The organism is Achromobacter sp. CSND-B12 (assembly GCF_052906545.1).
Genome location: NZ_JBREGJ010000001.1, coordinates 6,655,445 through 6,668,827 on the forward strand (window position 1 = coordinate 6,655,445; position 13,383 = coordinate 6,668,827).

The 13,383-nt window shown below is 68.9% G+C and carries 11 protein-coding genes; 4 read left to right on the forward strand and 7 right to left on the reverse strand.

Annotation, left to right across the window (positions count from 1 at the left end; all coding sequences use genetic code 11):
- The 7 genes from ACUTAG_RS31205 to xsc all read right to left on the reverse strand — a co-directional run bounded on the left by ACUTAG_RS31205 (position 1) and on the right by xsc (position 9,644).
- Positions 1-1,677, reverse strand: coding sequence for an amidohydrolase (locus ACUTAG_RS31205; protein ID WP_148318811.1), 1,677 nt, complete (start codon positions 1,675-1,677; stop codon positions 1-3).
- Positions 1,670-3,301, reverse strand: coding sequence for a dipeptide ABC transporter ATP-binding protein (locus ACUTAG_RS31210; RefSeq protein WP_148318809.1), 1,632 nt, complete (start codon positions 3,299-3,301; stop codon positions 1,670-1,672). The genes ACUTAG_RS31205 and ACUTAG_RS31210 overlap by 8 nt, the downstream gene beginning before the upstream one ends.
- Complete coding sequence (locus ACUTAG_RS31215) at positions 3,301-4,203, reverse strand: ABC transporter permease (protein ID WP_054517771.1); 903 nt, start codon at positions 4,201-4,203, stop codon at positions 3,301-3,303. Before ACUTAG_RS31215 ends, ACUTAG_RS31210 begins: the two co-directional genes overlap by 1 nt.
- Positions 4,200-5,168, reverse strand: a complete 969-nt coding sequence (locus tag ACUTAG_RS31220; protein WP_054481530.1) for an ABC transporter permease — start codon at positions 5,166-5,168, stop codon at positions 4,200-4,202. The genes ACUTAG_RS31215 and ACUTAG_RS31220 overlap by 4 nt, the downstream gene beginning before the upstream one ends.
- Before the next feature lie 12 nt (positions 5,169-5,180).
- Entirely contained in the window at positions 5,181-6,800 is a 1,620-nt protein-coding gene (locus ACUTAG_RS31225; RefSeq protein ID WP_392388261.1) for an ABC transporter substrate-binding protein, read from the reverse strand.
- A gap of 98 nt (positions 6,801-6,898) precedes the next feature.
- Positions 6,899-7,828 carry a bifunctional enoyl-CoA hydratase/phosphate acetyltransferase gene (locus ACUTAG_RS31230; protein WP_054447483.1) on the reverse strand — a complete coding sequence of 310 codons (930 nt, stop codon included), beginning with the start codon at positions 7,826-7,828 and terminating at the stop codon, positions 6,899-6,901.
- Positions 7,829-7,832: 4 nt separating this feature from the next.
- Positions 7,833-9,644: a sulfoacetaldehyde acetyltransferase gene (xsc, locus tag ACUTAG_RS31235; protein WP_026383777.1), complete on the reverse strand. Its 1,812-nt coding sequence runs from the start codon at positions 9,642-9,644 to the stop codon at positions 7,833-7,835.
- 160 nt (positions 9,645-9,804) lie between these two features.
- On the opposite strand from xsc, the gene ACUTAG_RS31240 reads away from it, so the two are divergent.
- The 4 genes from ACUTAG_RS31240 to queD all read left to right on the forward strand — a co-directional run bounded on the left by ACUTAG_RS31240 (position 9,805) and on the right by queD (position 13,219).
- A complete protein-coding gene (locus ACUTAG_RS31240; protein ID WP_148318807.1) occupies positions 9,805-10,566 on the forward strand; it encodes an IclR family transcriptional regulator in 762 nt (253 codons plus the stop codon).
- 131 nt (positions 10,567-10,697) lie between these two features.
- Positions 10,698-12,086, forward strand: a complete 1,389-nt coding sequence (dbpA, locus tag ACUTAG_RS31245) for an ATP-dependent RNA helicase DbpA (RefSeq protein WP_045953171.1) — start codon at positions 10,698-10,700, stop codon at positions 12,084-12,086.
- A 60-nt stretch (positions 12,087-12,146) separates the two neighbouring features.
- Positions 12,147-12,779 (forward strand): 7-carboxy-7-deazaguanine synthase, encoded by a 633-nt coding sequence (gene queE / locus ACUTAG_RS31250; RefSeq protein ID WP_006387235.1) that lies wholly within the window; start codon positions 12,147-12,149, stop codon positions 12,777-12,779.
- Entirely contained in the window at positions 12,776-13,219 is a 444-nt protein-coding gene (queD, locus tag ACUTAG_RS31255) for a 6-carboxytetrahydropterin synthase QueD (protein WP_006387236.1), read from the forward strand. The genes queE and queD overlap by 4 nt, the downstream gene beginning before the upstream one ends.
- The last annotated feature ends 164 nt before the right edge of the window (positions 13,220-13,383 follow it).

A 13,383-nucleotide genomic window follows, 5' to 3' on the forward strand; every position in this document is an offset into this window, starting at 1 on the left:
TCAGGCGGCCCGCGGCGCCAGCGGGCGGCCGCCGATGACGGTGCCCAGCACTTCGATGTCCTTGAGCCGTGACGGCGGCACGTCCAGCGGATCGTCGCGCAGCACGCAGAAATCGGCGTGCTTGCCGACCTCGATCGAGCCGACCAGATGGTCCATGTGGAGCGTGTAGGCGGCCCCCAGGGTGATGGCATGCAACGCTGCTTCGACGCTGATGCGCTCGGACTCGCCCAGCACGCGGCCGGAGGCGGTCTGGCGGTTGACCGCGCACCAGGCGGTGAACAGCGGCCCCAGCGGCGTGATGGGCGCATCCGAGTGAATGGCGAACGGCACGCCCGCGCGCGCGGCCGAGGCGCAGGCATCCATGCGGTTGGCGCGATCCGGCCCCATGGTCAGCGCGTAGTGGGCGTCGCCCCAGTAGAAAATGTGGTTGGCGAACAGGTTCACGCACATGCCCAGGCTGGCCATGCGGCGAAACTGCGCCGCGTCCGCCATCTGGCAATGCTGCAGGGTGTGGCGGTGATCGCGTCGCGGGCTGCGGCGCAGCGCGCGGTCGATGGCGTCGATGGCCAGTTCGGTGGCCTCGTCGCCATTGGTGTGGATGTGCAACTGCGCGCCGGCGTCGTGATAGGCCTGCACCAGCCCGTCCAGCTCGCCCGGCGCGATCACCCAGATGCCGTTGGGCGCGCCGTTGTAATAGCCCGGCCAGCGCACCCTGGCGGTGAAGCCCTGGATGGAGCCGTCCACCACCAGCTTGACCATGCCCAGGCGCAGCTTGCCATGATTGAGCCGGCCCGCCTCGCGCAGCTTCGCCAGGCAGGCGGCCGGGTCGCCGGCGTAGGTCAGCGCCGACGCCGCCGGCACGATGCGCACCGGATAGTCGGGCTCGGCCGTGACCCGCGCCAGCGTCGCCAGGCCCTCGTCGCCCAGCTCGTTGACGAGATCCGTGGCGGTGGTGACGCCGGCCCACTGCGCCACCTTGCCGAACATGCGCAGGCCGCTTTCCGACAGGCCCACGGTGCGGAACGGATTGCCGATCAGCCGCATCACCGGAAACATGGCGGCGAACTCGCACAACTCGCCGCTGGGCTGGCCGTCGGCGAAACGGCTGATGCCTTCGATATCCGTATCGCGGTCGATGCCGGCGCGGGACAGCATCGGCGTGTTCACATTCATCAGATGCATGCTGGCGTGCATCACCACCACCGGCCGGTCGGCCGACACCGCGTCCAGGTCGCGCACGCTCATGCGCTGGCCGCCGAAGAAGATGGGATCGAAGCCCCAGCCGATCAGCGTCTGGTCCGGCGCGAGGCCGGCGGCGAATTCACGCAGGCGCGCCGCCACCGCCTCGAAGCTTTGCAGGCCCGGCCACATACGGCCGTCGGGCCCGCGGCGGTCGTAGTAGCCGACGTAGGCGAACTGCCACATGCCGCCTTCCGGCAGATGGCAGTGGCCCTCCACCAGCCCCGGCATCAGGATGTGGTCGGCGTAGCGCTCGTCCAGCTCGGCCGGTCCCCAGCCGGCCAGGTCTTCGCGGCTGCCCACGCCCAGGATGCGGCCATCGCGCACCGCCACGTGCGTGGCGCGCGGCTGGGCCGGGTTCATCGTCAGGATGGCGCGGGCGGCAAAAATGGTGGTGCCGGCGGCTTGGGGCGGTCCCGGATGCGGGGTGTCATGCATGCTGCTTGCTCCTGGTTGTGATGTCCGACAGCGCCTGAAGGTCGGGCTTATCCCAGGCCTTGCCCGGCACCGAATCGATCAGGCGGCGCGTGTATTCGTGTCGCGGGTGGTAGAAAATCGTGGCGGCGCGGTCCAGCTCCACCAGTTGCCCGTGCCGCATCACGGCGATGCGGTCGCAGATCTGCGCCGCGACGCGCAGGTCGTGCGTGATGAACAGCACCGACAGGTCGAACTGGCCGCTGATGGTCTTGAGCAGATCCAGCACCTGCGCCTGGATCGACACATCCAGCGCCGAGACCGCCTCGTCAGCCACCAGCAGTCGCGGCTTGAGCGCCAGCGCGCGGGCGATGCCGACCCGCTGGCGCTGCCCGCCCGAAAACTGGTGCGGATAGCGCTCGCCCGCGTCGCCACCCAGTCCCACCAGGGCCAGCAGTTCGCGGGCCTCGCGCAGCGCGGTCTGGCGGCTCTCGCCAAAGCCGATGGGGCCCTGCGCGACCGAATCGACCACGCGCTGGCGCGGGTTGAGCGAAGCGTAAGGGTCCTGGAACACCATCTGGATCTGACGCCGGTAGGGCCGGAAATCCCTTGGCCTCATGCCGACCAGTTCGCGGCCGTCCAGGCGCACGCTGCCGCTATCGGGCGCCACCAGGCCGATCAGCGCGCTGCCCAGCGTGGACTTGCCCGAGCCCGATTCGCCGACCAGTCCCAGGGTTTCGCCCTGGCGGATCTCCAGCGAAATATCCCGCAATGCCTCGACCCGGCGGCCGCCGGTGACGTAGGTCTTGCACAGCTTGGCCACCGTCATCAGCGGCGGCGTGGCGGCGGCCTCGTCCTTGCCCTCGGGCTTGTGCGGCACCGCCGCGATCAATTGACGGGTGTAGGGATGTTGCGGCCGGTTCAGGATCTCGGCGGCCGCGCCCGCCTCCACCACCGCGCCGTGGCGCATCACCACGATGCGGTCGGCAATGTCGGCCACCACGCCGAAATCATGGGTAATGAAAATGACGCCGATCCCCATGCGCCGCTGGATGTCCTTGATCAGCGCCAGGATCTGCGCTTGCGTGGTGACGTCCAGCGCGGTGGTGGGCTCATCGGCGATCAACACGTCCGGCTCCAGCGCCAGCGCCATCGCGATCACCACGCGCTGGCGCTGGCCGCCGGACAACTGGAACGGATAGGCCGCGTACATGGCGGGGGGATCGGGCAGCAGCACCTGGCCGAACAGCTCCAGCACCCGCTGCCTGCGCGCGTCGGCGTCCATGTCCGTGTGCCAGGCCAGCACCTCCTCCACCTGCCGGCCCACGCGCATGACGGGATTGAGCGCGGTCATGGGCTCCTGAAACACCATGCCGAACTTGCGGCCGCGCAGCCCCTGCCATTCGGCCGCCGACAGGCCCACCAGGTCACGCCCGTCGTACAAGATACGGCCCTGGGTCACGCGCAACTGATCCGGCGGCAGCAGGCCCATGATGGCCTGCGCGGTGACCGACTTGCCCGATCCCGATTCCCCCACCACGCACAGGATTTCGTTGCGGTTGACGGTGTAGGACACGCCGCGCACCACCGCCGGGCCGCCGTGGGCGGCGGACACGCCGAGATCGCGGACTTCAAGCAAGGCGCTCATCAGCTTCTCCGTTTGCTGGCCAGCTTGGGATTGAGGGCATCGTTCAGGCCGTCGCCGATCAGGCTGACCGCCAGCACCGTCAGGAAAATGGCCGCGCCCGGCAAGGTCACCGCCCACCAGGCGGTCAGGATGTAGGGCCGGTTGCTGCCGATCATCAGGCCCCAGCTCATCACGTTGGGATCGCCCAGCCCCAGGAACGACAGGCCGGCCTCGAACAGGATGGCGGTGCCGATGGCCAGCGTGGCCGAGACGATCAGCGGCGCCAGCGCGTTGGGCAGGATCACGCGCCAGATGATGCGCGCGTTGCTGGAGCCGATCACCCTTTCGGCCAGCACGTATTCGCGCCGCTTCAGGCTCAGGAATTCCCCGCGCGCCAGGCGCGCGGTGGCGGTCCAGCTGACCACGCCGATGGCCACGGCGATGGTGCCGAGCGACGGCGAAAACAGCGTCACCAGCACCATCGCGAACAACAGCGCCGGCAGCACCTGGAAGAACTCGGTGATGCGCATCAGCGTTTCATCGACCCAGCCGCCGTAGTAGCCGGCCAGCGCGCCCACGGTGATGCCGATGGCCATCGACAGCACCGCCGCCACCACGCCGACCAGCAAGGTGGCGCGGCCGCCATAGATCATGCCGGTCAGCACGTCGCGGCCCAGGTAGTCCGAGCCCAGCAACAGTTCGCCGCCGGGCGGCTCCATGGGCGCGCTGGCGATCTCGAACGGATCGGCCTGCATCACCAGGGGGCCGAACAGCGCCACCGCCAGGATGGCGGCTAGCAACAGCAAGCCGATCAGCGCGCCCGGATTGCGGGCGAAAGCGCGCAGCGCTTCGTACGATGGCCGCGCCGCACGGGCGGCCGCCGGCGCGGGCGCGCCGGACAAGGCGGGAGGAACGTGGCTCATGAGGTCTTTATCCTGGGATCGATCAGCCGGTAGGCCAGGTCGGTAAGCTGGTTCATCACCACCACCAGCAGGGACGCGAACAGCAGGATGCCGAGCAGGGTCGGATAGTCGCGCCGCAGCACGGAATCGAACGCCAGCCTGCCCAGCCCCGGCCAGTTGAAGACCGTTTCCACCAGGATGGCGCCGGCCAGCACGTTGCCGAATTGCAGGCCGAGCATGGTCACCACCGGCAGCACGCCGTTGCGCAGCGCGTGCCGGTATAGCACGGTGCGCTCGGGCAGGCCCTTGGCGCGGGCGGTGCGGATGTAGTCGGCCGCCAGCGCATCCATGACGCTGGCGCGCGCCAGCCGGCTGTACTGCGCCAGGTACACGAAGGCCAGCGTGAAGGCCGGCAGCACCAGGTGGTGCAGCACGTCCAGCGCGCCGGCCCAGCCGCCCTCGGGCCCGCCCGCCGAACGCATGTCCGACACCGGGAACCACGGCAGCAGCGACGCGAACAGGATGATCAGGATGATGCCGGTCCAGAACACCGGCGCGGAATAGCCCACGATCGACAGCAGCGTGATGCCCTGCGACAGAGGCCCGTTGGGCTTGCGCGCCGCCAGCGTGCCCAGCGCCGTGCCCGCCACGAAGGCGCTGGATACCGCGGTCACCACCAGCAGCAGCGTGGCCGGCACCCGCTCCCAGATCAACTGGGCCACCGGCAGGTTGAAGAAGTACGAATAACCCAGGTCGCCGCGCAGCACCTGCGACAGGTACAGCCCCAGCTGCACCAGGAACGGCCGGTCCAGCCCGTACTGGGCGCGCAACTGGGCCCGCAGGTCCTCGCTGATGCCGCCCATGGAGCCGGCGATGGTCTCGACCGGATCGCCGGGCGAGATGTGGATCAACAGGAAGTTCAGCGTCACCACGGCCAGCAGCAGCACCGCGGCATAGCCGGTCCGACGCGCGAGATAGCGCAACATGGCACCCTCCCGCTATTGCAGATACGTGTCGTCCAGCGGCGACAGCAGGCCCCAGATCCCATCGGGCAGGCCGTGCACCTTCTTGGACGACAGCGTGTGGTACGGAATGACCGTCAGGAAATCGATGGGCAGGTCCTCGGTGACGATCTGCTGGAACTGCGCATACAGCGCGCGCCGTTTGGTCTCGTCGGTCTCGGTGCCGGCCTGCGCCAGCAATTCATCGACCTTGGGGTTGCGGTACGACTGCGTGTTGGTCCAGATGATGTCGCGGATATTGCTCGACAGATAGGTGCGGTGCACGCCGATCACCGGATCGCCCCAGTTGAAGACGATATCGGTGGTCATGTCGAAATCATGGCTGGCGATGCGCTTGGCCCAGGTCGGAAAATCGGGCGAGGCGCGCACCTGCACCGCGATGCCGACCTTCTTCAACTGGCTGCGCAGGTATTCCGCCACGTTCTTGCCCTGCACGTCGCTGCCGGGCATGTAGTCGACCGTCAGGGTCATGCGCTCGCCCTTGCCGTCCTTCTTGAGGCCGGCGTCGTCCAGCAGCTGTTCGGCTTTTTTCAGGTCCAGCGGATACTTCTTCAGGTCCTGGGTCGCATAGGGGCTGGAGGCGACGATGGGTCCGTCCGCCGGCTTGGCGAAACCGGCATTCAGCGCCCTGGTGATGAAGCCCTTGTCGATGGCGTAGGCGATCGCCTGCCGCACGCGCGCGTCGTCCAGCGGCTTGCGGGCGGTGTTGAACGCCAGCCAGCTGAGCGCGCCGATGCCTTCGTAGCCGCGATCGGTCATGACGATCTGCGGATTGTCCTTGGCGCGGCGCAGGATGGTCGGCTCGGTCATGTACGGCAGCGCGCCGATGTCGCCACGCTCCAGCCCGATCAGCAGGTTGGTGGCGTCGGGGTTGATCTTGACCACCACCCGGTCCAGGTAGGGCTTGCCCTTTTCGAAGAACTTGTCGAAGCGCTCCAGCACGATCTCCTGGCCCGGCTTGAAATCCTTGAGCGTGAACGGGCCCGAGCCGACCACGTTGGCCGAGTTGCGCGGATGGTTCTTCAGGTCCTGGCCGTCGCCGTAGATGTGCTTGGGCAGCACCGGCATCAGCGCCGGCGACAGCGCCAGCAGGATCGCCGGATGCGGCTTGCTCATGCGCAGCACGGCGGTATAGGGATCGGGCGTGTCGACGCTTTCGACGGGCGCCAGCATGCTCTGGAACGGATGATTCTGCTTGACCGCCATCACCGAGAACGCCACGTCCTCGGACGTCACCGGCTTGCCGTCGTGGAACAGCGCGTCGTGGCGCAGGTGCAGGGTCAGCGATTTGGCGTCCGGCGCCAGCTCCCACGACTGCGCCAGGTAGGGTTGCGGCTTCCAGTTGGCGTCGTAGCGCAGCGGACTGGCGAACAGCTGGGCGCTGGGCAGCGCCGTGGCGATGCCCGATTGCACCGCGCCATTCAGGTGTCGCGGCACCTGGGTCGAACCGATGACCAGCGTGCCGCCCGGCTTGGGCGTATCGGCGGCCGGCGCCGCGTGCGTGCCGGCCATCAAGGCCCATGCTGTCAGTATTGCGGCAAAGCCGCGTGTCGCGCTGCGCATCATCCACCCCTTGGCATTGTTGGCATGAGCCATTCAAACGATGGCTATGGCGCTAGCCTAGTCAACCCGGGGGTCCCGGCTTAGTACCAAACCGCCGGACTTGATGGTGCCAGGCCGGCGGGCGACCCGCTTCAACGCGCGCCGGCCGCCAGCGCCCGCGCATACAGCGCCGCCACCGCGCAACTGTCGACCCGCGCCTGCACCGCGTCCGAACGGCTGGTCAGCAGCACCGGCACGCGCGTGCCCAGCACCAGCCCGGCGGTGGCCGCGCCAGCCAGCCAGGTCAGTTCCTTGTAGAGCATGTTGCCGGCCTCGATATCGGGCACCAGCAGGATGTCGGCATCGCCCGCCACCGGCGAGACGATGCCCTTCTGCTCGGCCGCCTGGCGCGAGATGGCGTTGTCGAACGCCAGCGGACCGTCGATCTGGCCGCCGCGGATCTGCTGGCGGTCGGCCATCTTCGACAGCGCCGCCGCGTCCAGCGTGGCCGGCATGGCCGGGTTGACCGATTCGGTGGCGCACAGCACCGCCACCTTGGGCCGCGCCACGCCCAGCGCATGCGCCAGGTCGATGGCGTTCTGCGCGATGTCGGCCTTCTCCTGCAGGGTCGGGGCGATGTTGACGGCGGCGTCGGTCAGGATGAACAGCTTGGGATACGCGGCCGCCGCCATCACGAAGGCATGGCTGATGCGCCGGGCCGTGCGCAGCCCGGATTCGCGCGCCACCACCGCCGACATGAAATGATCGGTGTGCAGGCTGCCCTTCATCAGCATGCCGACCGCGCCGTCGCGCGCCAGGCCGGCCGCGGCGCGCGCGGCCAGCGCCTCGTCGTCGGGCGTGTCGACGATCTCCAGCGAGCCAGCGCGCAGGCCCAGCTCGGCCATCAAGCCGGCCAGCCGGGCCGCCGGCCCGACCAGCAGCGGCTCGATGTAGCCGGCTTCGCGCGCCTGCACCGCGGCGCCCAGGCTGGACGCGCACAGCGGATAGGCCACCGCCGTGCGCACCCGCCCGGCCGACAGCGCCGCGGCCCGCAGCGGCTCGAACAAGCGGTCGCTGGCCATGGCGTCAGCCGCGCACCGGGTCGATCGGCAGCGGCACCTCGCCCGGCTGGAACGGCTGGTTGACGTAGCGCTTGTACTTGTCCAGCAGGCGCAGCGGCTGCTTGAGCGCGTCGCGGCGGAACGGATCGCCCAGCTCCTGGCTCACCATCATCTCCAGCACCGTGGTCTTGCCCTCGGACTGCGCCTTGCACGCGGCCTGCAGCGCCGCTCCCACCTGGTCGGCATGCTCGACCCGGATGCCCTCGGCGCCCATGGCCCGCGCCAGTTCCGCGAAGTTGGGGTTCTGCAGGTTGCTGCCGACGAAGCGGCGGCCGTAGAAGTCCACCTGGTTCTTCTTTTCCGCGCCCCACTGGCCGTTGTGGAACACCACCGCCGTCACCGGGATGCGCTCGCGCACGCAGGTCAGCAGTTCCTGGAAGCTCATGCACCAGGCGCCATCGCCAACGTAGGCCACCGCCGGCCGGTCCGGGCGCCCAAGCTTGGCGCCGATCAGCGCGGGCAACGCGTAGCCGCAGTTGCCGAAGCTCATGGCGGCCAGCATCGAATCCGGTTCGTCGAAGCGCAGGTAGCTGTTGGACACCGAGCAGATGTTGCCGATGTCGGTGGACACCATCACGTGCTTGGGCATGGCGCGCTCCAGCTCGCGCAGCATGCGGCGCGGATGCATGCGGCCGCCGCCGTGCTCGATGATGTCCAGGCTCCAGTCGTCGCGCTCGTGCGACCAGCCGTCCAGTTCCTTTTCCCAGGCGCTTTTCTGCGCCGCGATCTCGTCGCCGCGCGCCGCCTTGGTGGCCACGCAGGCGACCTCGCGATCGCGCAGCTTGGCCGCGAGTGCCGCCGCCGCCGGCTTGGCATCGCCGCAGATGCCCACCGACACCGGCCGCACCAGGCCCAGCATGCGGTGGTCGGCATCGACCTGGATGATGCGCGCGTTCTGCGGCCAGTAGTCCAGCCCGTGCTGCGGCAAGGTGCCGAAAGGCCCCAGGCGCGTGCCCAGCGCCAGCACCACGTCGGCCTGCGACAGCAGCTTCATGCCGGCCTTGGAGCCCTGGTAGCCCAGCGGCCCGCACCACAGCGGATGGCTGGCCGGAAAGGCGTCGTTGTGCAGGTAGCTGGTGACCACCGGCGCGCCCAGCAGTTCGGCCAGCGCCACGCATTCGGCCTGGCCGGCCGAGAACAGCACCCCGCCGCCGGCGACGATCACCGGGAACTTCGCCCCGGCCAGCAGGCGGGCGGCCGCTTCCAGGTCTTCTTCCGAACCGGGGCCGCGGCGGATGCGGCGCGGCTCCGGAATCGCCACGTCGATCTCGCCGTAGAAATAGTCGCGCGGGATGTTCAGCTGGGTCGGGCCGCGCTCGGCCAGCGCGTTGTCGAAGGCCTTGGCGGTGAATTCAGCCATGCGGTCGGGCCGGTTGACGTGGGCCTGGTACTTGGTGATGCGCGAGAAGATCGGCAACTGCTCGGTTTCCTGGAAGCCGCCCAGGCCCATGCCGGAGGTGCCGGTCTCGGGCGTGATGGCCACCACCGGGCTGTGGGCCCAGTAGGCCGCGGCCACGCCGGTGACGAAGTTGGTGATGCCGGGGCCGTTCTGCGCGATGCAGACGCCGTGGCGGCCGGTGACGCGCGAATAGCCGTCGGCCATGTGGGCGGCGCCCTGCTCGTGCACCGTCGGCACGAAGCGGATGCCGGCGGCGGGGAACAGGTCCAGCGCGTCCATGAAGGCCGAACCGACGATGCCGAAAACGTCCTTGACGCCCTGCGCCACCAGCGTCTCGACGAACGCTTCGCTGGGGGTCATGTGTTGTTTGCTGCTCATGGTCTCTCTCCTGGCGGGCCGGCGCGGCTTGGATTGCATATTGGCCGGGGTGAACCGATACTGCAGCAGAACTCCCGCATTTCCCACCCTGCAGCGTTCCATTTTCTGCAGAATCCGCACCAACCTGGCGGCCTTTCGCCAAATCTTCAAATATTGAAAGATGAAAGACGAATCCTCCGCGGCGCTGCGCGCGCTGACCCTGCTGGAACAGGTCGCCGGTTCCGAGGCGCCGGTATCGCTGGCGGCGCTGACCGACGCCACCGGCCTGCCCAAGCCCTCGGTGCTGCGCATCCTGTCGCGGCTGGTGGACGCCGGCATGCTGCTGCGCGAACCGGCAGGCAAGCGCTACATCACCGGCCCGCGCCTGGCGCTGCTGGCGCGCGACACCCTGCTCAATTCGCCCCTGCGGGCCGAGCGCCATCGCATCCTCGACAGCCTGGTCGACGAGATCGGCGAAACCTGCAACTGCACCATGCTGGACGGCGACGAGGTCATCTACCTGGACCGGGTCGAGACCGCCTGGCCGCTGCGCGTCAACCTGCAGCCCGGCTCGCGCGTGCCGCTGCACTGCAGCGCCAGCGGCAAGCTGTTCCTGGCGCACATGCGGCGCGAGGCGCGCGCGCGGCTGCTGGCGGCGGCGCCGCTGCCGCGCTACACGCCCAACACGCTATGCGACGCGGCCGCGCTGGAACGCGAACTGCTGGCGATCCGCAAGGAAGGCGCCAGCTTCGACCGCGAGGAATTCCTGCTGGGCATCGTCTGCATGGCGGTGCCCATCATGCGCGGACGCCGCGCCATTGCCGCGGTGGCGCTGCACGCGCCGGTGGCGCGGCTGTCGATCGACGGCGCGCGCGCCTGGCTGCCGCGCATGCAGGAAGCGGCGCGGGCGCTGGCGGGCACCTACGAACCCTCGGCCGGATAGCGCCACGCGCCCCCGAATTGACGCGCGCCCGGCGGCCGGTGCGTGCGCCAGTCCGGGCGCCCTGGGGACCCGCAGGCCTTACACTGTCGGCCGTATCCGTATTTATCGCAGTTCCTGCGAGAGCCCCTGCCGTGACCCAGACGCCCTTTACTTCCCTGCCCCTTTTGCCCGCCCTGCTCGATAACCTGCAAAGCCTGGGGTTCGAGCAGATGACGCCGATCCAGGCGCAGAGCCTGCCGCTGATCCTGGAAGGCCGCGACCTGATCGCGCAGGCCAAGACCGGCAGCGGCAAGACCGCTGCCTTTGGCCTGGGCGTGTTGCAAAAGCTCGATCCCGCCCGCCTGACGCCGCAGGCGCTGCTGCTCTGTCCGACCCGCGAGCTGGCCGACCAGGTGGCGCAGGAGCTGCGCCGGCTGGCGCGCCAGATCGCCAACGTCAAGATCCTGACGCTGTGCGGCGGCGCCGCGGCCCGCCCGCAGGCCGAATCGCTGGCGCGCGGCACCCACATCGTGGTCGGCACGCCCGGCCGCATCCAGGACCACCTGGAACGCGGCAGCCTGGACCTGTCCGGCCTGACCACGCTGGTGCTGGACGAGGCCGACCGCATGGTCGACATGGGCTTCTACGACGATATCGTGGCCATCGCCTCGCATTGCCCCGCCAAGCGCCAGACCCTGCTGTTCTCGGCCACCTACCCCGACAACATCCGCAAGCTGAGCGCGCGCTTCCTGCGCAACCCGGCCGAAGTCAAGGTCGAGGCCCAGCACGACGCCAGCCGCATCGAACAGATCTTCTACGAGATCGACCCCGAAGAGCGCCTGGACGCGGTGGCCAGGCTGCTGGCGCATTTCCGCCCGGTCTCGACGCTGGCCTTCTGCAACACCAAGATCCGCAGCCACGATCTGGTCGAACGCTTGCAGGCCGACGGCATCAGCGCCCTGGCGCTGAACGGCGACCTGGAACAGCGCGAACGCGACGAGATCCTGATCCAGTTCGCCAACCAGAGCTGCGCCGTGCTGGTGGCCACCGACGTGGCCGCGCGCGGCCTGGACATCCAGAACCTGGGCGCGGTCATCAACGTCGACGTCACCAAGGACACCGAAGTCCACGTGCACCGCATCGGCCGCAGCGGCCGCGGCGACCAGAAAGGCCTGGCCCTGAGCCTGTGCTCGCCCGACGAAATGCGCTGGGCCAACCTGATCGAGCAATACCAGGGCGCGCCCCTGACCTGGGGCGACCTGAAATCGCTGCGCCCCAAGGCCGACCGGCCCCTGCGCGCGCCCATGGTGACCCTGTGCATCCAGGGCGGCAAGAAGGACAAGCTGCGCCCCGGCGACCTGCTGGGCGCCCTGACCGGCGACGGCGGCCTGGCCTTCGAGCAGGTCGGCAAGATCAACATCACCGAGTTCAACGCCTACGTGGCGCTGGACCGCAAGATCGCCAAGCAGGCCTTCTCGCGCCTGTCCAACAGCAACATCAAGGGCCGGCGCTTCCGCATGCGCTACCTCGAGGAACTGTAACGACTAAAATAGTTCTGTTTTTGCTCATTCCCGGCGCCGCCTGCCCCGGCGCCCCCCGTCATGACCTACACCGCCAAAGAAATCTTCAAGACCCTGCAAGGCGAAGGCGCCCACGCGGGCCGCGCGGCGGTCTTCTGCCGGTTCGCGGGCTGTAATCTCTGGACCGGCCGCGAGAGCGACCGCGCCAGCGCCGCCTGCACCTTCTGCGACACCGACTTCATCGGCACCGACGGCGACGGCGGCGGCAAATTCGCCAGCCCCGAACTGCTCGCCGATGCCATCGAGGCCGCCTGGGGTCCCGACACCGCCAACCGCTACATCGTCTTCACCGGCGGCGAACCGCTGCTGCAACTGGACGAAGCGCTGCTGGCCGTCGTCCACGCGCGCGGCTTCACCGTCGCCATCGAAACCAACGGCACCGTCCAGCCGCCCCCCGGCATCGACTGGATCTGCGTCAGCCCCAAGGGCACCGCCCCCGTCGTCATCGAACGCGGCAATGAACTCAAGCTGGTCTACCCCCAGGCCAACGCCCTGCCCCCGCGCTTCGAACACCTGGACTTCGACCACTTCTTCCTGCAACCCATGGACGGCCCCGCCCGCCTGGCCAACACCGAACAGGCCGTCCAATACTGCATGCAGCACCCGCAATGGCGCCTGAGCCTGCAGACCCATAAATACATAGGCATTCCATGATTTCCGTGACCCGCAGGCTTGAATTCGACGCCGGCCACCGCATTCCCGACCACCGCAGCCAGTGCCGCAACCTGCACGGCCACCGCTATGTGCTCGAAATCACCCTGACCGGCGACATCGTCCAGGCCCCGGGCGAGTCCGACAACGGCATGCTGATGGACTTCGCCGACATCAAGCGCATCGCCAAGGCCCACATCGTCGACGTCTGGGACCATGCCTTCCTGGTCTACGAAGGCGACACCGCCGTGCGCGGCTTCCTGGACTCGATGCCCGGCCACAAGACCGTGGTGCTGGACCGCATCCCCACCGCCGAGAACCTGGCCGCCATCATCTTCGAGATCCTGGCCCCGCACTACCACGGCCACTACGGCGCCGACCTGCGCCTGACCCGCGTGCGCCTGTACGAAACGCCCAATTGCTGGGCCGATTGCAACGGCTGATGCCCCTATGGGCGGCCGGCATGGCCACCCGTAAATCGACGTGACAGCATGCGCCTGCCGCCTGGCGCGGCAACGCTTGCCGGGCGCTCGTTGCCCATGGCAGGCACGGATGATTGCCGGCGTTGGCTGACGCCAGGCTCGCGGCAGCCCGGCCGCCCTGCATC

Coding starts and splice junctions, on each gene's coding strand:
- queD (WP_006387236.1), top strand. CDS start 12,776: ATGATTTCCGTGACCCGCAGGCTTGAATTCGACGCCGGCCACCGCATT.
- ACUTAG_RS31220 (WP_054481530.1), bottom strand. CDS start 5,168: ATGTTGCGCTATCTCGCGCGTCGGACCGGCTATGCCGCGGTGCTGCTG.
- ACUTAG_RS31215 (WP_054517771.1), bottom strand. CDS start 4,203: ATGAGCCACGTTCCTCCCGCCTTGTCCGGCGCGCCCGCGCCGGCGGCC.
- xsc (WP_026383777.1), bottom strand. CDS start 9,644: ATGAGCAGCAAACAACACATGACCCCCAGCGAAGCGTTCGTCGAGACG.
- ACUTAG_RS31240 (WP_148318807.1), top strand. CDS start 9,805: ATGAAAGACGAATCCTCCGCGGCGCTGCGCGCGCTGACCCTGCTGGAA.
- ACUTAG_RS31230 (WP_054447483.1), bottom strand. CDS start 7,828: ATGGCCAGCGACCGCTTGTTCGAGCCGCTGCGGGCCGCGGCGCTGTCG.
- ACUTAG_RS31225 (WP_392388261.1), bottom strand. CDS start 6,800: ATGGCTCATGCCAACAATGCCAAGGGGTGGATGATGCGCAGCGCGACA.
- queE (WP_006387235.1), top strand. CDS start 12,147: ATGACCTACACCGCCAAAGAAATCTTCAAGACCCTGCAAGGCGAAGGC.
- ACUTAG_RS31210 (WP_148318809.1), bottom strand. CDS start 3,301: ATGAGCGCCTTGCTTGAAGTCCGCGATCTCGGCGTGTCCGCCGCCCAC.
- ACUTAG_RS31205 (WP_148318811.1), bottom strand. CDS start 1,677: ATGCATGACACCCCGCATCCGGGACCGCCCCAAGCCGCCGGCACCACC.